This window comes from Amycolatopsis sp. TRM77291 (assembly GCF_054166285.1).
On record NZ_JBSZHF010000001.1, the window covers coordinates 7,431,647 to 7,449,780 of the forward strand.

Genomic DNA, 18,134 nt, shown 5'->3' on the forward strand with positions numbered 1-18,134 from the left:
TCCGACCTGGGATTCCTAGTGTTTTCCCCATGAACACTGGGTGGAACGGTGACGCGGTCCGGCTCGACGGCGTCCGCAAGGAATACGGCAAGGGCGTCGTCGCTCTGGACGGGGTGACGCTGGCGTTCCCGCGCGGCGGTTTCACCGCGGTGATGGGCCCGTCGGGGTCGGGCAAGAGCACCTTCCTGCACTGCGCGGCCGGGCTGGACCGGCCGACGGCGGGGTCCGTCGTGCTCGACGGGCAGGAGCTGGCCGGGATGAGCGAGACGAAGCTGACGAAGCTGCGCCGCGACCGGGTCGGCTTCATCTTCCAGGCCTTCAACCTGCTCCCGGCGCTGACCGTCGAGCAGAACGTCACGCTCCCGCAGCAGCTCGCCGGCGCCAAGCCGGATCGCCGCGTGGTCGAGGAGATGTTGGCCCGCGTCGGGCTTTCCGGCCGTCGCAAGCACCTGCCCGGCGAACTCTCCGGCGGGCAGGCGCAGCGCGTCGCGATCGCGCGGGCGCTGGTCACCCGGCCCGCGGTGGTCTTCGCCGACGAGCCGACCGGCGCGCTCGACACCCGCACCGCCGCCGAGGTCCTGGCGCTGCTGCGCGACTCGGTCCGCAGCACCGGCCAGACGGTGATCATGGTGACCCACGACCCGATGGCCGCCTCCTACGCCGACCGCGTCATCTTCCTCGCCGACGGCCGGATCGCGGACGAACTGCACGCGCCGACCGCGGACGTCGTCGCCGAACGCATGACCCACCTGGGCGCCTGGGGCGGCTCGGTCAGGGCGGGTGCGTGATGCTGCGACTCGCCTTCCGGACCTTGCGCCTGCGCAAGGGCGGTTTCATCGGCACCTTCATCGCCGTCTTCTTCGGCGCGCTGATCGTCGCCTCCTGCGGTGGCCTGATGGAGACCGGAATCCGCAGCAACGCGGAGCCGCAGCGGCTCGCGGCCGCGCCGATCCTCGTCACCGGCGGCCAGACCTTCGCGCTGCCCAAGGAGGATCCGGCCTCCCTCGAAGCCGATGACAAGCGCAAGTTCGAGGACGCGCGGCTCCCGGAACGCGTCCGGCTCGACAACGGGCTGGTCTCCCGGCTGAGGTCCGTTCCCGGCGTCTCGAACGTCGTCGGTGAAGTAAGCTTCCCGCTCGCGGCGGGTGGGAAGCCCGGCCTCGGCCACGCTTGGGACTCCGCCGTCCTGACCCCGTACTCGCTGGCCGCGGGTGCCGCGCCAGCCGCGGGCGAGGTGGTCGTCGAATCCACGTCGGGGGCCAAGCCCGGTGACGTCGTCGAGGTCGCCGCGCGCGGCAAGACCGAATCGTTCCGCGTCGCGGGTGTGGCCGGTGCGCCGCGTTCGATCACGCAGGCCGCCGTGTTCTTCTCATCCGCCGACGCCGCCCGGCTCTCCGGGCACCCCGGCAAGGCCGACGTGATCGGTGTCTTCACCACGCCGGGCGCGGACGTCGAAGCGGTGCAGGCGAAGGTTGCCGAAGTCGCTACCGGGGCGAACGTCCTGACCGGTATCGACCGCGGTGTCGCGGAATTCCCCGAAGCCGATTCGAGCGGCTCCAACCTGATCGTCATCGCCGCGGTGTCCGGCGGGCTCTCGGTGATGGTCGCGATGTTCGTCGTCGCCAGCACGCTGAGCCTGTCCACCCAGCAGCGTTCGCGGGAACTCGCGTTGATGCGGGCGATCGGGACGACCCCGCGCCAGCTGCGGCGCATGGTGCTCGGCGAAGCGCTGGCCGTCGGCCTGCTCGCCACCGCGCTCGCCGCGGTACTCGGCCCGTTCCTCGGCGAGTGGCTGTTCGGGCAGCTCGTCGAGAACGGTGTGGTGCCCGCGGTGCTGCGGTTCTACCAGGGCTGGTTGCCCGCCGTCGTCGGCGCGGGGGCCGCGACGCTCGCGGTGTTCATCGCCGCCTTCTTCGCGGGCCGCCGCGCCGGGAAGATCCGGCCGACCGAGGCGCTCGCCGAAGCCGCGGTGACCCGCCGCTGGCTGACTCCGACGCGCGTCATCGTCGCCGCGCTCTGCTTCGGCGGCGGCACCGCGCTGGCCATCGTGACCGTCGCGGTGATGACCGGCCCGATCGCGGCCAGCACCGCCGGACCCGCGGTGATCCTCTGGGCGCTCGGCGTCGCGATGATCACCCCCGGCGTCGCGAAGGTGATGACGGCGATCCTGCAGTGGCCGATGCGCCTGCTCGGCGGGATCGACGCCCGGCTCGCGGTGCTCAACACCCGGGCGGGCATCGTCCGGGCGGCGGGCGCGGTCACCCCGATCATGCTCGCCGTCGGGATCGCGACCGCGAACATCTACCTGCAGACCACCCAGCAGGAGCTCGCGAACCAGGCCTTCACCGAAGACGTCCGCGCCGACGCCGTGATCGCCTCGGCGGCCGGCGGGCTGTCCCCGGACCTCGTCCAGCGGATCCAGGCCGTGCCCGGTGTCGCGGGAGCTTCCGAGTACGTCACCAGCAGTGTGTTCCTCGAAAACCCGTACGACTCCTCCGACGAGGGGCGCCCGGCGGTCGGCCTCACGGCCTCCGGCGCGGGCGCGACGACCGACACCAAGGTGGTCCAGGGCGACCTGAAGGCGCTGACCGGCATGACCGTCGCGCTCCCCGAGGTCTTCGCGAAGGACTTCGGCCGCGGCGTCGGCGACACCGTGGGCCTGCGGCTCGGGGACGGCACCCCGGTCGACGTCGAGGTCGTCGCGGTGACCAGCCAGCGGCCCGGGTTCGAGAGCCTGCTGCTCCCGGCCGGTCTCCTCGCCCCGCACACCACCGCCGGGCTCGCCCCGCAGATGCTGGTCCGCGCCGCTCCGGACGTCGATACGGCTGCGCTCACCGATCGGCTTCGAGAGGCGATGGCCGGGCTGCCGGTGTCCGTCAGCGACCGCGCTGCGCTCGTCGCGGCGCACGACAAGGACCAGGCCGTCGGCGCGTGGGTGAACTACCTGCTGGTCGGGATGATCATCGCGTACACGGTGATTTCGGTCGCGAACACGCTCGTGATGGCGACCGTCCGGCGGCGCCGCGAGTTCGGCCTTCAGCGGCTCACCGGCTCGACCAGGGCACAGGTGCTGCGGATGGCCGGGTTCGAAGGCGGGCTCGTCGCGCTGGTCGGGATCGTGCTCGGCACCATCGTCGCGGCCGGCTCGATCGTCCCGTTCTGCCTGGTGGCGGCCGATTCCGTGCTGCCGATGGGGTCCCCGCTGATCTACCTGACCATCATCGGGCTCGCCGCGGCGCTCGCGCTGGCGGCGACCCTGGTCCCGGCCTGGGCGGCGACGCGCGGCCAGGCCGTCGACGCGGCGACGGCCGGCAATGACTAGAGCTACCGTCGAAGGACCCGGCGGGCCGTGTGTAAGACTCTCGGCCGTGGCGTACCCCGGTGTTGATCAAGCGGCGAAACTCGAACTCGCGAGACTGGTCGGTGAACTGGCCGTCGTGCACGGCAAGGTGACCTTGTCCTCTGGCAAGGAAGCCGACTACTACATCGACCTCCGGCGGGCGACGCTGCATCACGCGGCCGCCCCGCTCATCGGGAAGCTGCTCCGCCAGCTCACGCACGACTGGGACTACGTCGCCGCCGGCGGCCTGACCCTCGGCGCGGACCCGGTGGCGCTGGCGATGCTGCACTCCGCGGCGACCGACGGCGTCGTGCTCGACGCGTTCGTCGTCCGGAAGGCCGTCAAGGAACACGGCATGCAGCGCCGGATCGAAGGCGTCGAGGTGCTGGGGCAGCGCGTGCTCGCCGTCGAGGACACCTCGACCACCGGCGGCAGCGTGCTCACCGCCGTCGAGGCGCTGCGCGAGGCCGGAGCGAACGTGGTCGGCGTCGCGACCGTCGTCGACAGGGACACCGGAGCGCGCGAGGCCATCGAGAAGGAAGGCCTCGAATACCGTTACATTCTGAACAAGGACGATCTCGGTCTGTCCTGACCGTTTGATGGTGAACCAGCGTCCGCGATCGACGTCGGCAGGGCGCCCTGCCACCGCGATAGCGGGGCCTTCGGCGGGCGGGTTCACGTGTTCGGTTGCCTTCGGGCACGTCTTTCAGCTCCGCCCACTGTTCCTGAGTAAAGCGTCCCGAACGGGGCATCCTCCGTGCGAACGGAGGATGCCCCGTTTTTTCGTGAGCGTTTCTCAATACGAGAGGGGTAACGTCCCTGGTAGGGGTGTGAAAGGGGGCTTGAGGTGGCGGGTTTCCTGGCGAACGTGACAGTCGCGGTGCACATTTTCGCGCTGTTGTTCATCGGATTCGGTGGTTTCCTCGCGTGGCGGTGGCCGAAGGTGATCTTCGTGCATGTGTTCTTCGCCGCATGGGGGGTCCTCGTCAACGTCTTCCCGTGGCCTTGCCCGCTGACGGCGGCGGAGAACTACTTCCGGCATCAGCAGGGTCTCGGCGACCTGCCCGGCGGCTTCAACGCCTACTACCTCTACGACACCGTGTTCCCGCGCTCGTCGCTGCCGGTCGTCGTCGTGATCGCGATGGCGACGGTGATCATCTCCTACATCGGCGCGTACCAGCGCTGGCGTCACCGCCACCACGACGGGGACGCACCGGCGCACCGCGTCAGTTTGGGCTGAGTGGTCACCATCGGAAGACCTCCGAGGGTCTCGACGGCCCGGCTTCCCGCTGGACGCACGGCCGTGAGACCCGAGTACGGCCCGGTACGAGGACCTCACGGCCGCACGCCCAGCGGAAACCTGGATCCGCCGAAGACCCCCGAAGGACTTCCGGTGGCAACCACTGAGTGACAATCCTCGGGTGAACTCGGAAGAAGCCGGTCCCACCGAATGGGTGGCGAAGGAAGAGGTCGGCGTCGGTCCGTGGGAGGGCGAGTGGCCCTCGGACGAACGCTACGACCCCGAACTCCTGGCCAACGGCGACCGCCGCAACGTCGTCGATCCGTACCGCTACTGGCGGCGCGAGGCCATCGTGTCCGATGTGGACAGCCGTCGGCACCCGTTCCACGTGGCGATCGAGAACTTCCAGCACGACCACAACATCGGCACCGTGGTCCGGACGGCGAACGCCTTCGCCGCCGCCGCGGTGCACATCGTCGGACGGCGGCGCTGGAACCGGCGCGGCGCCATGGTGACCGACCGCTACCAGCACCTTCTCCACCACGAGGACGTCGACGGGCTGCTGGCCTTCGCCGCGACGGAAGGTCTCGCCGTGGTCGCCGTCGACAACACCCCCGGCTCTCAGCCCGTCGAGACCGCCGAGCTGCCGCGCGAGTGCGTCCTGCTGTTCGGCCAGGAAGGGCCGGGCCTGTCGGCCGAGGCGCAGAAGACGGCGTCACTGGTCGTCTCGATCGCGCAGTTCGGCACGACCCGCTCGATCAACGCCGGTGTCGCCGCCGGGATCGTCATGCACGCCTGGGTCCGGCAGCACGCCGACCTATCCCAGGCCTGGTGACCCCCGCGTTTCGTCCTCTGGATGCGGTCCTTGCACGCGCAACTACCGCATTCAGAGGACGAAACGCGGCTAGACGGGGGTCACCTCCACCGGGATGCCGTTCAGCACGGCGTTCCCGGACGGGATGTCGAGCAGGGTCTCGTCGGCGACCAGGTTCGAGTTGACCCNCCCGCGTTTCGTCCTCTGGATGCGGTCCTTGCACGCGCAACTACCGCATTCAGAGGACGAAACGCGGCTAGACGGGGGTCACCTCCACCGGGATGCCGTTCAGCACGGCGTTCCCGGACGGGATGTCGAGCAGGGTCTCGTCGGCGACCAGGTTCGAGTTGACCCCGGCGTGCGCGGCCGCGACCTTCGTCCGCGTTCCGTCGAGGTCGTGGCCCCAGCCGTGCGGCATGCTCACCACGCCGGGCCGGACGTCGGCCGTGACCTCCACCGGCGCTTCCAGCTTCCCCGCCCGCGACGTCACCGCCGCGAGCCCGCCATCGGTCAGCCCGAGGCGGGAGGCGTCGTCCGGGTGAACCTGGACGGTGCACCGGTTCCCGCCGCGCACCAGCGGCGTCAGGTTGTGCATCCACGAGTTGTTCGAGCTCAGGTGCCGCCGTCCGATCAGCAACAGCCTGCCGTCCGGCGTCTTGTCCAGCTCCGCGCGCAGGCGGGGGACGTCCTTCGTGATCGCTTCCGGCGCCAGCTCGACCTTCCCGCTCGCGGTGGCGAGCGCCTCCGGCAGCCGTGGCTTCAGCGCGCCGAGGTCGATGCCGTGCGGGGCGGCTTCGAGGTCGGCCAGGCTCAGCCCGTACGGCCCGCCGCGCAGCATCAGGTCGATCATCCGCTCCGGTCCCGTGCGGCCTTCGGCGAGCGCCAGGTCGACGCCGGTGCGCCGCGCCGTCTCGCCCGCGACCATCGTGTCGAACGCGGCGACGTCGACGTCCGGGCCCTGGCCGGCGGCGATCCCCGCCAGCCGCAGCAGCGTCACCCACTCCTGCGGCATCTCGGTCTCCAGCGCCTGCGGTGTCCAGTTCGCGACGTTGCGGACGGCGAGCGCGTACAGCGCGACGTCGTAATGCGGCCGCTCCAGCGGTGACGGCCCGGGCAGGATGACGTCGGCGTGCCGCGTGGTCTCGTTGAGGTACACGTCGAGCGAGACCATGAAGTCCAGTTGCCGCAACGCCTCCGTGAGCCGCGCGGAGTTGGGCGTGCTCAGCGCCGGGTTGCCGCTGATGGTCACCAGCGCCCGCACCTGGCCTTCGCCGGGCGTCTCGATCTCGTCCGCGAGCGTGGCCACCGGCAGTTCGCCGAGCACCTCGGGATACCCGCGCACCCGGCTCGTCCAGCGGCCGCTGGTGAACGGCGAGGACCGGCGCGGCCGCCAGAGCGCGGGCAGCGGGAACATCACGCCGCCTTCGCGGTCGAGGTTGCCGGTCAGCGTGTTGACGACGTCGACCAGCCAGCTCGCGACGGTGCCGAACGACTGCGTCGTCGTCCCCATCCGGCCGTACACCGCGGCGCGCCCGGCGTCCGCGAGTTCGAGCGCGATGCGGCGGATCTCGGCGGCGTCGATCCCGGTCGCGGGCGCGACCGCCTCCGGGGTGAACGGTTCCGCGAGCACGCGGACCTCGTCGACACCGTCGACGTGCTCACTGGGACGGACGCGGTTCTCCGCGAACAGGACGTTGACCAGCGCGAACAGGAACAACGCGTCGGTGCCGGGCCGGATCGCGTGGTGCTCGTCGGCGAGCTGGGCGGTCCGGGTGCGGCGCGGATCGAGGACGACGATCTTGCCGCCGCGCCGCTGGATCCCGCGCAGCCTCCCGCGAGTGTCCGGGGCGGTCATCAGGCTTCCGTTGGACACCAACGGGTTCGCGCCGAGGATGAGCAGGTGCTCGGTGCGGTCCAGGTCGGCGACGGGAATGGTCTGCGGGTCGCCGAAGAGGTAGCCGGAGGAGAAGTGCTTCGGCATCTGATCGACCGTGGTCGCGGTGTAGAAGTTCCTGGTGCCCAAGGCTTTGAAGAACACGCGGCCGTAGAGCACCAGCGCCGCGTTGTGCACCGTCGGGTTGCCGGAGTAGACGGCGACGGCGTTCTTGCCGTGCTCGTCGATGATGGGCCGGAGCCGCCGGTCGATCTCGGCGAACGCCTCGTCCCAGGTGACCTCGACGAACTCGCCGTCGCGTTTCACCAGCGGCGAGGTGAGCCTGTCCGGATCATGGTGCAGTGCGCCGAGCGAAGCGCCCTTCGGGCAGATGTAGCCCTGCGAGAAGACGTCCTCGCGGTCACCCTGCACCCGGGTGACCAGGCTCTTCTCGTCGATCGTCACCTCCAGCCCACAGGTGGCTTCGCAGAGCGGGCAGGTCACGTGCGCCGTGGTCATGCAGCACCTCGCGGGTTCGGGAGTCCTCCCAACATACTGAGCGGTATGTCACCGGGCAAGGGATGATGGCGCGATGACTGCTCTCGCCGACCGGGCCGCGATCGCCGAGCGCGCGATCCGCGACCGGCATCTGCGCCGCCTGTGGGGGCTGCCCGGGACCGTGCTCGGCCGGAGCGGCTGGCCGCCGTCGGCGGGACAACGCGTCCACTGGCATTGGAACTACTGGTGGCAGGCGCATCTGCTGGACACCCTCGTCGACGCCCAGCTGCGGGACCCTTCACCGGATCGGCTGAAGCTGATCGACCGGTTCGTGGTGTCCGTGCGGCTGCGCAACTTCGGCAAGTGGATCAACGACTACTACGACGACATCGCCTGGCTCGGCCTCGCGCTGCAACGCGTCGGGCATCTCGGGCTGGACGTCCGCGGCGGGCTGGAGGCGATCAGTTCGCGGTTGCGCGAAGGCTGGACCGACGACGCGGGCGGCGGAATCTGGTGGCGCGTCGGCGACGACTTCAAGAACGCGCCCGCGAACGGCCCGGCCGCGATCTTCCACGCGCGCGAAGGCGCCGCCGAACACGCGCGTGGTCTGACCGGCTGGATGACCGAGCGGCTCGTCGACCCGGATTCCGGACTGGTGTGGGATGGTCTGCGAGTCGGCAGCGGCGAACTGGTCAAGCATATTTTCACGTACTGCCAAGGGGTTTACCTCGGCGCCTGTCTCGAACTGTCCGAAATGGACAGATTGGAGCGGACGATCCGCGCGGTCGCGGAACACGTCGCGCCGAACGGGGTGATCCGGGGGCAGGAAGGCGGCGACGGCGGTCTGTTCGCCGGGATCCTCGCCCGGTACCTGGCGCTCGCGGCGTCGCGGGGATCGAGCGGGATCGCGCGCGAACTGGTCATCCGGTCGGCTGACGCCTGCTGGTCCGGTGCCACCGAGACGCCGCACGGGCCGCTCTTCAGCGCCGACTGGGCGACTCCGGCGCCTTCGCTGTCCCTCGCGGCTGATGCCCCCGAACGCGACTTGTCCGTCCAGGTGAGCGCGTGGATGCTGCTGGAGGCCGCCGCGACCCTCGACGCCCGCATTTAGTCCTCTGAATGCGTCACCAGACGCCCTGAACGACCCGGTCCTGACCCCTGGGCTCGCCCCGCCCCCACGGCCGGGCGCGTGTCGCGAAAGCCACTTTCGGGACATCAGGCGTCGCGAAAGTGGCTTTCGCGACGTCAGCGGTGGGCGGGAGCGTGACTTGGCCGGCCGATGTCTGACCGCATCTAGAGGACTGAATGCGTCACCAGACGTCACCCGAGCGCCAGTCGCAGGTGATCTCCCCGTCCAGATCCAGGCTGACCCCCACCGGCAGCACGTGGATCGACCCGTCGTCCTCCTTCGTCGCCTCGATACCCGAAGGCGTCATGGCCGACGAAGTACCGCGCCACAGCAGCCAGCCCCGCGACGCGTAGAACTCCAGCGCCTCGTCGGACGCCGAAAGCGCGCCGAGGTCGTACGCCTTCCGCAGGACCCGCTCCAGCGCGTCCATCATCGCGGCGCCGTGCCCGCGCCGCCGGTGGTCCGACCGAACGGCGACCGCCTCGATATAACCCGTGCGGAGGACCCGTCCGTCGTGCACGAGCCGTCGCTGGACCAGTGACGCGTGCCCGATCAGCTCGCCGCTCTCCCAGACGAGCGTGTGCATGCCGCCGAGGGCGTTCTCCCAGTCGTGATCGCTGAAATCGCCGTCGAAAGCGTCGTCCAGCAGAGCGCGTGCCGCCCTCAGCACGCCTGCTTCGAGGTCGGCGGTGTGCACGGTCCACAGGTCGGTCATTCCGCCATCTTCACCCGGCGGCGGCGTTCTGACCAGCGAGTTGTGACTCAGCAGCCGCACGACTGACGGTGTATGAAGCGCGGTGCGAGCCGTACGGATTCGGGTCGTCGCTCAGGGTCGGTGATCCGGGCCAGCAGGAGTTCGACGGCCTTGCGCCCGATCTCCTCGATCGGCTGCGCCATCGTGGTGACCGCCGGGGTCACCTGTCCCGCCCATTCCATGTCGCCGTAGCCGACGATCGCGAGGTCCCGCCCGATCCGGATGCCGAGCCGGTGCGCCTCGTACTGGACGCCGATCATCATCGCCTCGCTCGCCACCACGAGCGCGGTCGGCGACGGCCAGCTGTCGAGCAGTTTCGCCGTCGCGGCGGCGGCTCCGCCCGGGGTCGACTGCCCGCAGGCGACCAGCTGCGACGTCCACCGGAGGCCGGAGCGGCCGAGGCCGAGCCGGTAGCCCAGCGCCCGCTCCTCGTAGGTGGTCATGTCCTCTTCGCCCGAGATGAAGCCGATCTTGCGGTGCCGCAGCCCGGCGAGGTGCCGCACGAGCGCGCATACGGCCTGGATGTTCTCGGAGCCGACCTGGTCGACGTCGTTGCGGCCGGCCATCCGGTCGACGAGCACCGTCGGCACGCCCATCCGGACCAGCCCGTTGATCACCGCTTCGTCGCCGGCCGCCGGGACGAGCAGGACTCCGTCGACGCGGTCCGCCCGCAGCGCGCGGATGACCGCGGCTTCTTCGGCGACGCTGTCACCGGTGTCGGCGAGGGTGATTTCGCAGCCGTGACGGCGTGCGGCGCGACGGATGGCGCGGACCAGTTCACCCGAATACGGGTTCGCGTGCATCGCCATGGCCACCCCGAACCGGTGGGTGACAGGGGTGTCCTCCCACAGGGGTAACGCCGGGGACAGTGCGGTCATCGCTCCACGCCTTCATTCGAGCTTGAATGACGGTAACGGCTGACCGAGCGTCACTCGGCGGCGAGACCGGAAAGTCTCCCAACAATCATCAATGTGAGTGAACGAGAGCGCATCCGCAGGACGCACGATGGCGGAGCGTAGGCGGAATCCGCATCGTCTGGGCCTTGCGTGCCGGATCGTTGATCCGCGCCAGCAGCAGGCGTACCGCCTGTGTGCCTATCTCCTCGATCGGCTGCGCCATCGTGGTCAGCGGCGGATCGACCAGATCGGCCCATTCGACGTCGTCGTAGACCACCACGGGCAGGTCGACGCCCGCCCGCAGGCCGCGGCGCCGAAGCTCGTGCAGCACCCCGACCATCATGGTGTCGTTGGCGACCACCAGCGCCGTCGGCGGCTCCGGCAGCGCGAGCAGCGTGCTCAGCGCGAGCGCCCCGCCTGCCTGCGAGGACTGGCCGCACGCGACCAGCTCCTCCGACCAGGTCAAACCCGAGCGGCCCAGCCCCAGCCGATAGCCGAGGATCCGCTCCTCGCTGGTGCTCAGCCCGGCGGTGCCGCTGATCATGCCGATCCGCTGATGCCCGAGCGACGCCAGATGCGCGGTCAGCGCGGACGTCGATTGGATGTTCTCCGCGCCGACCTGGTCGACGTCGGTGCGGGTGGAGAGCCGGTCGATGAGCACGGTCGGGACGTCGAGCGAGACGAGTTCGCCGATCACCGATCCGTCGCCCGGCGACGGCGTGATCAGCAGCCCGTCGACCCGGCGCGAACGCAGGGTCCGCACGGTCTCGCGCTCGGTGTCGACGGTGTCGTGCGTGTCCGCGAGCAAGACCGTGTACCCGGCCAGCGCGGCTTCGCGTTCGATCGCCTGGATCAGGGCGGCGAAGTACGGGTTCGCGACGAGGGAGATCGCGACGCCGATCGACCGGGTCCCGCCGGTCACCAGCGAGCGGGCGATGGCGTCGCCGGTGTAGCCGGTCTGCTCGATCGCGCGGAGGACCGCCAGCTTGGTGTCCTCGGCCACCGCCCTCGTCCCGTTGACCACGTGGGACACGGTGGTGATCGAGACGCCCGCCAGCTCGGCGATGTCGCGTTGGGTGGGGCGGGACGAGCGAGACGGCGGCATTACCAATCCTCGGTGAGTCAGCTGGCAAGCGTTTGCGCAAACGCTTGCGACTGAGCATAACCCTGTCTACCTTCCGGTCCATCACGGACAGCCTTGAATCGGAGGGCATCCCCCATGAGACAACGCAGTCTCGCCGCGCTCGCCTTGGCCGCCGCACTCGCGGTGACCTCGGCCGGGTGCACGGTCGAACGCCACTGGGGTGGCGGATCGAACGCGGGCGGCGGTGGCAAGGCCAAGGTCGGCCTGGTCACCAAGACCGACACCAATCCCTACTTCGTGGAGCTGAGAGCGGCCGCCAAGGCCGCCGCCGAGGCGAACGGCGCGGAGTTCAGCGCGCTCGCCGGCCAGTTCGACGGCGACAACGACGGCCAGGTACGGGCCATCGAGAACCTCATGCAGCAGGGTGCGAACACCATCCTGATCACGCCGAGTTCCTCGACCGGCGTCCTCGACGCCATCGATCGCGCCCGCAAGGCCGGGGTGCTGGTCATCGCGCTCGACACGGCGACCGAACCGGACACCGCCGTCGACGCCACCTTCGCCACGGACAACTTCGAGGCCGGACGGCAGCAGGGCGCGTACGTCAAGGCCGCGCTGGCGGGCAAGCCGCCGAAGCTGTTCATGGTGGACGGCACCGCCGGGTCCACAGTGGACACCCAGCGGCACACCGGGTTCCTCAAGGGCATCGGGCTGACCGACGCGTCGCCGGAGATCAAGGGCAAGACGCCCGCGAACGGCGACCAGAGCCTCGCGCAGCAGGGCGTGGAGAACCTGCTGCAGCGCACCACCGACATCAACGCCGTCTACACGATGAACGAGCCGATGGGCCGCGGCACGTACGCCGCGCTCCAGGCCCGCGGCCTGGTGAACCAGATCGTGATGGGCTCGATCGACGGCGGCTGCGAGGGCGTCAAGAACGTGCGCGACGGCCAGTACGCCGCCACGGTCATGCAGTTCCCCAAGAAGATGGCCGAGCAGGGCGTCCTCGCCGCCGTCGAATACGCCAAGACCGGCAAGAAGCCGAGCGGGTTCGTGAACACCGGTTCAGCGGTGATCACCGACAAGCCGATCCCCGGCGTGGAAAGCCAGGACACCAAGTGGGGCCTCGAGAACTGCTGGGGGACGAAATGACCACTGCGACCCTCAAGAGCAACGAACGGCCGTCGATCGGTGAGTTCTTCCTGCGCGCGCCCGCCGTCGGGCCCGCGCTGGCCCTGCTCGTCGCGATCGTGGTGTTCTCGCTGTCGACGGACACCTTCCTCGACCTCGACAACCTTTCCCTTGTGGTGCAACAGTCCCTGGTGATCGGCACGCTCGCCCTCGGGCAGACGCTGATCATCCTGACCGCGGGTATCGACCTGGCCAACGCGGCCGCGATGGTGCTCGCGACGCTGATCATGGCGAAACTCGTGGTCGGCGGGGTCTCCGGGATCTGGGCGCTGCTGCTGGGAATCGTGGCGACCGTGGTGATCGGCATGGTCACCGGTTCGCTGGTCACCCGGATCAAACTGCCGCCGTTCATCGTCACGCTCGGCCTGCTGACCGTGCTCACCGCGGCCGCGAAACTGTTCGCGAGCGGGCAGGCCGTCCCGGTCGCCGACGAACTGCTCAAATGGCTCGGCACCCGCCGGTACCTGTTCGGCGGCATCCCGATCACCTACGGGATGACGCTCGCTTTGCTGATGTACCTGGGACTTTGGTACGCGCTCACGCGGACGCCCTGGGGCAAGCACGTCTACGCGGTCGGCAACGCGCCGGAATCCGCGCGGCTGTCCGGGATCAAGGTCAACCGCACCATCCTTTCGGTGTACATCGTCGCCGGCGTGATCGTCGGGATCGCGGCCTGGCAGGCGCTCGGCCGCGTGCCGAACGCCGACCCGAACGCCTTCCAGCTCGGCAACCTCGACTCCATCACCGCGGTGGTGCTCGGCGGCGCGAGCCTGTTCGGCGGCCGGGGTTCGGTACTCGGCACGATGATGGGCGCGCTGGTCGTCGCGGTCCTGCGGTCCGGGCTGACCCAGCTCGGGGTGGACGCGCTCTACCAGGACGTCGCCACCGGCGCCCTGCTCATCGGCGCGGTCTGCGTCGACCGGTTCGCGAGGAGGCAGCAGTCATGACGACGCCCACGTTGTCCGCTCAAGGGCTGGTCAAACGCTACGGCCGGGTCACCGCCATCGACGGCGCCGACTTCGAGCTGTTCCCCGGCGAGGTGCTCGCCGTCGTCGGCGACAACGGCGCCGGGAAGTCGAGCCTCATCAAAGCCCTGTCGGGCGCGGTGATCCCGGACGCCGGAGAGATCAAAGTGGACGGTCAGACCGTCCACTTCAGGTCCCCTTTGGACGCCCGCCACTACGGGATCGAGACGGTGTACCAGGATCTCGCCGTCGCGCCGGCACTCGACATCGCGTCGAACATGTTCCTCGGCCGGGAAAAGCGGCGCACGGATCTCTTCGGGCAGCTGTTCCGGAAGCTGGACACCGCGGCCATGCGGGCCGACGCGCAGCGGATCCTCGACGAACTCGGCATCAACATCAAGTCGATCACGCAGCCGGTGGAGACGTTGTCCGGTGGGCAGAGGCAAGGTGTCGCGGTCGCGCGGGCGGCGGCGTTCGGCACCAAGGCGGTGATCATGGACGAGCCCACCGCCGCGCTCGGCGTCGCCGAATCCGGCAAGGTGCTCGACCTGATCAACCGCATCCGCGAACGCGGCCTGCCGGTGGTGCTGATCAGCCACAACATGCCGCACGTGTTCGACATCGCCGACCGTATCCATGTGCACCGCCTCGGCAAGCGGGTCGCGGTGGTCTCGCCGAAGACGCACACCATGAACCAGGTCGTCGGCCTGCTCACGGGTGCGCTGAAAATCGGTGAGAACGGCGAAGTCGAAGAGGTCGCGTCGGCCGTCCACACGGGACTGTAGTGAGGGTGCTGCTGGCGGGCCTGTGCACCGTCGACCAGGTTCAGCGCGTCGCCGAGATCCCGGCGCCGGGCGAGAAGGTGCGTTCGCTGTCGATGGACGTCGCCGCCGGGGGGCCGGCGACGAACGCGGCGGTGACCGTGGCCGCGCTCGGTGCCGGGGCGACGCTCCTGACGGTCGCCGGTGCGCACCCGCTGGCGGCACTCGCGCGCGCGGACCTCGAAACGCACGGCGTCGACCTGGTCGACCTCGATCCCGGACGGCCCGATCCGCCGGCGATCAGCGCCATCGTCGTCCGTGACTCCGACGGGGAACGCACCGTCGTCTCGCGCAACGCCCACGCTTCCTCGCATTTCGTCCTCTCGATGCGGTCCTTGCATGCGCAACTACCGCATTCAGAGGACGAAATGCCCGGGTGCGCGCTCCTGGACGGGCACCATCCGGAGGTGGCGCTGGAGGTCGCGCGCTGGGCGAAGGAGCGCGGGGTACCGGTGGTGCTCGACGCCGGGAGCTGGAAGCCGGTCTTCCCCGAACTGCTGCCGCTGGTCGACATCGCCGCTTGTTCCTCGCTGTACCGCGGGGACGATCCACGCGAGCATGGCGTGCCGGTGGTCATCACGACCGCCGGGCCCGATCCGGTCGGCTGGTCGACGGCGGACGGCTCCGGTGCCGTCCCCGTCCCGGTCACCCGGGCGCGTGACACGCTGGGCGCGGGCGACGTATGGCATGGGGCTTTCGCGTACGCGGTCGCCCGGGACCGAGGGGACGTCCCGGGCTGGATCGAGTTCGCCAACGAGGTGGCCGCCGAACGGGTGCGGCATGAAGGACCGAGGTCGTGGACGGCCGCGGTCGCGAAGATGGGAGAAGGATGACTGCCATGCCTCCGGTGTTCGAGGACCTGTTGAACAGGGCGCAGGCGCTGGCGAAGCCGGGACAGCGCAGCGTGCTCGGGATCGTCGGCGCCCCCGCGTCCGGCAAGACGACGCTGGCCTGGGGCCTGGCGAAGGCGCTGGGCACGAGGGCCGCGGTGGTCGGGATGGACGGCTTCCACCTGGCGCAGGTGGAACTGCAGCGGCTCGGGCGAGTGGAGCGCAAGGGCGCGCCGGACACCTTCGACGCCGCCGGATACGTGCACCTGCTGCGCAGGCTCGCCGAAGGCCGCGAGACGGTCTACGCGCCCGAGTTCCGCCGGGAGATCGAGGAGCCGATCGCCGGGGCCGTCGCGGTCACGCCGGACGTCCCGCTGGTCATCACCGAGGGCAACTACCTGCTCATGCAGGATGACCCGTGGAGCGGCGTGAAGCCGATCCTCGCCGAGTCGTGGTTCCTCGCGCCGGACGAACCCGAGCGCATCGAGCGGCTCGTCTCCCGGCACCGCCGCTACGGCCGTTCGCTGGTCGAAGCGCGTCGCCGCGCGCTCGGTTCCGACCAGCGCAACGCGGATCTGATCGCGTCCACCAGCGGCCGGGCCGACCTGGTCCTCGAGAACCTCCCGCTGGTTAACTTCGCCATATGAGTGGTGTTCTCGTCGTCACCGGCGGCAGCAAGGGCATCGGCGCGGCGGTCTGCGAGCTGGCCGCCGCGCGCGGTTACGACGTCGTCGTCAACTACGCGGGTGACGCCGAAGCGGCCGAAGACGTCGCCTCGCGCGTCCGGAAGCACGGCGTCCGGTCGATCACCCGGCGCGGTGACGTCGCGTCCGAAGAAGACGTGGTGGCCCTGTTCGACGCCGCCGTCGAGCTCGGCCCGCTCGCCGGGCTGGTCGCGAACGCGGCCATCACCGGCAACACCCCCGGCCGGTTCGACGAATACGACGTCGACGTCGTCCGTCGTGTCGTCGATGTCAACATCACGGGTGTCTTCCTGTGCGTCCGCGAGGGCATCCGCCGGATGTCCACCCGGTACGGCGGTGAGGGCGGCTCGATCGTGACGCTGTCCTCCACCGCCGCGCGGACCGGTTCGCCGGGGGAATGGGTCCACTACGCGGGCACCAAGGCCGCGGTCGAAACGATGACCTACGGCGTTGCGCAAGAAGTGGCGAAAGAATCCGTCCGGGTGAACGCCGTCGCACCAGGGATGATCCACACGGGACTGCACGCCGCGGCGGGCTTGCCCGATCGGATGGAGCGGATCGCGCCGACCATCCCGATGGGACGGGCCGGCGAACCCGGCGAAGTCGCGGAAGCCGTGCTGTGGCTGCTTTCCCCGGCCGCGTCGTACACCACCGGGACGGTGCTGACCGTCGGCGGAGGACGCTGACACCCAGGGCCACGAGGCGGTCACGAGGCGATATCGGCTCCGCGTGCGGTTCAGCCACTTTTTAACACTGTTTCCCGGCGGATATCACGATTCATGTGGGAAGTCGGCGGATCGCCTCGTGGCTCCAGGCGCCTGTGTCACCCTGGTGGCGCCCCCAAGCTCTTGATCAGGACGGTCATCCCCGATGTCCAAGCTCATGTCTGTGCACCACCTGGCACTCACCGTGACCGACGTGGACCGGAGCGTGCCCTGGTACGCCCGAGTGCTCGAACTCGAGGAGTTCACGCGTCGTGAGGACCCCGAAACGGGGCTGCGGAAGGTCGTGCTCAGGTCGCCCAGCGAGGGTTTCGCGGTGGTGCTCGTCGAGCACCAGGACACCGAGCGGCCGCGGTTCGACGAACGGCGGACAGGTCTGGACCACGTGGCGTTCAAGGTCTCTTCGCGCTCGGAGCTGGCCGAATGGGAGGCACGGCTTTCGGAATACGGCGTCGTCTACACGCCGTCGAAGGGCTCCCGGACCTTGGCGGGCTCGTCGGTCATCGTGTTCCGTGACCCCGACGGCATCCAGCTGGAGATCTGGGCCGATCCCGAGGTCTAGGCCGTGCTCTCTTCGGTCTCTTCGGCGGGCCGACGCATCTCCTGGCGGTAGCGGATCACGCCGTACGCCGTGCCCACCACGAAGAACGCGACGCTCACCCAGAGCGCGACCGTCTTCACCCACGGAAGCTGGTCCAGCAGACCGGCGCCGTAGTAGCCGAGCAGCACCAGCGTCGGCACCCAGAGCAGCCCGCCGAGCGCGGTCGCGAGCGCGAACCGGCGCGGATCCATCCGCGCGGTCCCGGCGATGAGCGGCGCGAGCGTGCGGATCCACGGGATCCAGCGCGCGGCGACGATGGCGAAGAAACCCTTGCGATCCAGGAAGGCCCTGGCGCGGTCCAGGTTGTGCCGGTTCAGCACCTTGCCGCCGCGGCGCGCGATCAGTTTCGTGCCCGTCGACCGGCCGATGTAATACCCCACCTGGTTGCCGAGGATCGCGACGAGCAGCGCGGCGGCCGACAGCAGCCACGCGTTCAGGTCGGAGCCGTGCTGCGCGAGGACGACCCCGGCCGCGAACAGCAGGGAGTCGCCGGGCAGGAAAAGGCCGATGATCAGCGCGCACTCCACGAAGATGAAGCTCAGCACGATCACCCAGACGAGCACCGGCCCGGCGGTGTCGAGCCAGCTCACGCCGATGCCCGCGGCCTCGGTGTACACCTCAGTCACGACGCGAGCCTACGTGTACTTCGCGAACCGCATGCGGCCGAACCGT

The 18,134-nt window shown here is 69.9% G+C and carries 18 protein-coding genes; 13 read left to right on the plus strand and 5 right to left on the minus strand.

The features are described from left to right. Positions 1 to 29: 29 nt before the first annotated feature. The 5 genes from ACXIZN_RS34710 (at position 30) to ACXIZN_RS34730 (ending at position 5,415) form a co-directional block, all read left to right on the plus strand. Positions 30 to 788, plus strand: a complete 759-nt coding sequence (locus ACXIZN_RS34710; protein ID WP_457959157.1) for an ABC transporter ATP-binding protein — start codon at positions 30 to 32, stop codon at positions 786 to 788. Then, a complete protein-coding gene (locus ACXIZN_RS34715; RefSeq protein ID WP_457959158.1) occupies positions 788 to 3,322 on the plus strand; it encodes an FtsX-like permease family protein in 2,535 nt (844 codons plus the stop codon). Before ACXIZN_RS34710 ends, ACXIZN_RS34715 begins: the two co-directional genes overlap by 1 nt. A gap of 46 nt (positions 3,323 to 3,368) precedes the next feature. After that, positions 3,369 to 3,932: an orotate phosphoribosyltransferase gene (pyrE, locus tag ACXIZN_RS34720; protein WP_016338130.1), complete on the plus strand. Its 564-nt coding sequence runs from the start codon at positions 3,369 to 3,371 to the stop codon at positions 3,930 to 3,932. Positions 3,933 to 4,187: 255 nt separating this feature from the next. Continuing rightward, positions 4,188 to 4,580: a DUF2784 domain-containing protein gene (locus tag ACXIZN_RS34725; RefSeq protein ID WP_457959159.1), complete on the plus strand. Its 393-nt coding sequence runs from the start codon at positions 4,188 to 4,190 to the stop codon at positions 4,578 to 4,580. 181 nt (positions 4,581 to 4,761) lie between these two features. After that, positions 4,762 to 5,415, plus strand: coding sequence for a TrmH family RNA methyltransferase (locus ACXIZN_RS34730; protein WP_457959160.1), 654 nt, complete (start codon positions 4,762 to 4,764; stop codon positions 5,413 to 5,415). Between the two features lie 235 nt (positions 5,416 to 5,650). Here ACXIZN_RS34730 and ACXIZN_RS34735 read toward each other — a convergent pair whose 3' ends face one another. Next, complete coding sequence (locus ACXIZN_RS34735) at positions 5,651 to 7,786, minus strand: molybdopterin-dependent oxidoreductase (RefSeq protein WP_457959161.1); 2,136 nt, start codon at positions 7,784 to 7,786, stop codon at positions 5,651 to 5,653. Between the two features lie 73 nt (positions 7,787 to 7,859). On the opposite strand from ACXIZN_RS34735, the gene ACXIZN_RS34740 reads away from it, so the two are divergent. After that, positions 7,860 to 8,876: a glycoside hydrolase family 76 protein gene (locus ACXIZN_RS34740; protein ID WP_457959162.1), complete on the plus strand. Its 1,017-nt coding sequence runs from the start codon at positions 7,860 to 7,862 to the stop codon at positions 8,874 to 8,876. 199 nt (positions 8,877 to 9,075) lie between these two features. Here ACXIZN_RS34740 and ACXIZN_RS34745 read toward each other — a convergent pair whose 3' ends face one another. From ACXIZN_RS34745 to ACXIZN_RS34755, 3 genes are all read right to left on the minus strand, one after another. Next, entirely contained in the window at positions 9,076 to 9,609 is a 534-nt protein-coding gene (locus ACXIZN_RS34745; RefSeq protein WP_457959163.1) for a GNAT family N-acetyltransferase, read from the minus strand. A 47-nt stretch (positions 9,610 to 9,656) separates the two neighbouring features. Next, positions 9,657 to 10,526, minus strand: coding sequence for a LacI family DNA-binding transcriptional regulator (locus ACXIZN_RS34750; protein WP_034312391.1), 870 nt, complete (start codon positions 10,524 to 10,526; stop codon positions 9,657 to 9,659). Between the two features lie 88 nt (positions 10,527 to 10,614). After that, complete coding sequence (locus tag ACXIZN_RS34755; protein ID WP_192747137.1) at positions 10,615 to 11,649, minus strand: LacI family DNA-binding transcriptional regulator; 1,035 nt, start codon at positions 11,647 to 11,649, stop codon at positions 10,615 to 10,617. 114 nt (positions 11,650 to 11,763) lie between these two features. Here ACXIZN_RS34755 and ACXIZN_RS34760 point away from each other — a divergent pair, with 114 nt between their 5' ends. The 7 genes from ACXIZN_RS34760 (at position 11,764) to ACXIZN_RS34790 (ending at position 17,423) form a co-directional block, all read left to right on the plus strand. Further along, positions 11,764 to 12,780 (plus strand): substrate-binding domain-containing protein, encoded by a 1,017-nt coding sequence (locus ACXIZN_RS34760; protein WP_457959165.1) that lies wholly within the window; start codon positions 11,764 to 11,766, stop codon positions 12,778 to 12,780. Beyond that, the gene (locus tag ACXIZN_RS34765) at positions 12,777 to 13,766 is read left to right on the plus strand and encodes an ABC transporter permease (protein WP_257483402.1); all 990 of its coding nucleotides are present in this window, start codon (positions 12,777 to 12,779) and stop codon (positions 13,764 to 13,766) included. Before ACXIZN_RS34760 ends, ACXIZN_RS34765 begins: the two co-directional genes overlap by 4 nt. Then, the gene (locus ACXIZN_RS34770; RefSeq protein WP_126736101.1) at positions 13,763 to 14,569 is read left to right on the plus strand and encodes an ATP-binding cassette domain-containing protein; all 807 of its coding nucleotides are present in this window, start codon (positions 13,763 to 13,765) and stop codon (positions 14,567 to 14,569) included. The genes ACXIZN_RS34765 and ACXIZN_RS34770 overlap by 4 nt, the downstream gene beginning before the upstream one ends. A gap of 5 nt (positions 14,570 to 14,574) precedes the next feature. Continuing rightward, the gene (locus tag ACXIZN_RS34775) at positions 14,575 to 15,438 is read left to right on the plus strand and encodes a PfkB family carbohydrate kinase (protein ID WP_457959166.1); all 864 of its coding nucleotides are present in this window, start codon (positions 14,575 to 14,577) and stop codon (positions 15,436 to 15,438) included. Then, on the plus strand, positions 15,435 to 16,082 hold the full coding sequence (locus ACXIZN_RS34780; protein WP_126736098.1) for a nucleoside/nucleotide kinase family protein: 648 nt from the start codon (positions 15,435 to 15,437) through the stop codon (positions 16,080 to 16,082). Before ACXIZN_RS34775 ends, ACXIZN_RS34780 begins: the two co-directional genes overlap by 4 nt. Beyond that, positions 16,079 to 16,825 (plus strand): SDR family oxidoreductase, encoded by a 747-nt coding sequence (locus tag ACXIZN_RS34785; RefSeq protein ID WP_457959167.1) that lies wholly within the window; start codon positions 16,079 to 16,081, stop codon positions 16,823 to 16,825. The genes ACXIZN_RS34780 and ACXIZN_RS34785 overlap by 4 nt, the downstream gene beginning before the upstream one ends. A 184-nt stretch (positions 16,826 to 17,009) precedes the next feature. Next, positions 17,010 to 17,423, plus strand: coding sequence for a VOC family protein (locus tag ACXIZN_RS34790; protein WP_192747133.1), 414 nt, complete (start codon positions 17,010 to 17,012; stop codon positions 17,421 to 17,423). Here ACXIZN_RS34790 and ACXIZN_RS34795 read toward each other — a convergent pair. After that, positions 17,420 to 18,088, minus strand: a complete 669-nt coding sequence (locus ACXIZN_RS34795) for a DedA family protein (RefSeq protein WP_034312411.1) — start codon at positions 18,086 to 18,088, stop codon at positions 17,420 to 17,422. The two genes, ACXIZN_RS34790 and ACXIZN_RS34795, sit on opposite strands and share 4 nt — an antisense overlap. Positions 18,089 to 18,134: the final 46 nt, after the last annotated feature.

Bases quoted from the DNA above. Each gene is read 5' to 3' on its own strand.
- ACXIZN_RS34710 (WP_457959157.1), top strand. From the start codon at position 30: ATGAACACTGGGTGGAACGGTGACGCGGTCCGGCTCGACGGCGTCCGC.
- ACXIZN_RS34715 (WP_457959158.1), top strand. From the start codon at position 788: ATGCTGCGACTCGCCTTCCGGACCTTGCGCCTGCGCAAGGGCGGTTTC.
- ACXIZN_RS34735 (WP_457959161.1), bottom strand. From the start codon at position 7,786: ATGACCACGGCGCACGTGACCTGCCCGCTCTGCGAAGCCACCTGTGGG.
- ACXIZN_RS34740 (WP_457959162.1), top strand. From the start codon at position 7,860: ATGACTGCTCTCGCCGACCGGGCCGCGATCGCCGAGCGCGCGATCCGC.
- ACXIZN_RS34745 (WP_457959163.1), bottom strand. From the start codon at position 9,609: ATGACCGACCTGTGGACCGTGCACACCGCCGACCTCGAAGCAGGCGTG.
- ACXIZN_RS34750 (WP_034312391.1), bottom strand. From the start codon at position 10,526: ATGACCGCACTGTCCCCGGCGTTACCCCTGTGGGAGGACACCCCTGTC.
- ACXIZN_RS34755 (WP_192747137.1), bottom strand. From the start codon at position 11,649: ATGCCGCCGTCTCGCTCGTCCCGCCCCACCCAACGCGACATCGCCGAG.
- ACXIZN_RS34760 (WP_457959165.1), top strand. From the start codon at position 11,764: ATGAGACAACGCAGTCTCGCCGCGCTCGCCTTGGCCGCCGCACTCGCG.
- ACXIZN_RS34765 (WP_257483402.1), top strand. From the start codon at position 12,777: ATGACCACTGCGACCCTCAAGAGCAACGAACGGCCGTCGATCGGTGAG.
- ACXIZN_RS34770 (WP_126736101.1), top strand. From the start codon at position 13,763: ATGACGACGCCCACGTTGTCCGCTCAAGGGCTGGTCAAACGCTACGGC.
- ACXIZN_RS34780 (WP_126736098.1), top strand. From the start codon at position 15,435: ATGACTGCCATGCCTCCGGTGTTCGAGGACCTGTTGAACAGGGCGCAG.
- ACXIZN_RS34785 (WP_457959167.1), top strand. From the start codon at position 16,079: ATGAGTGGTGTTCTCGTCGTCACCGGCGGCAGCAAGGGCATCGGCGCG.
- ACXIZN_RS34790 (WP_192747133.1), top strand. From the start codon at position 17,010: ATGTCCAAGCTCATGTCTGTGCACCACCTGGCACTCACCGTGACCGAC.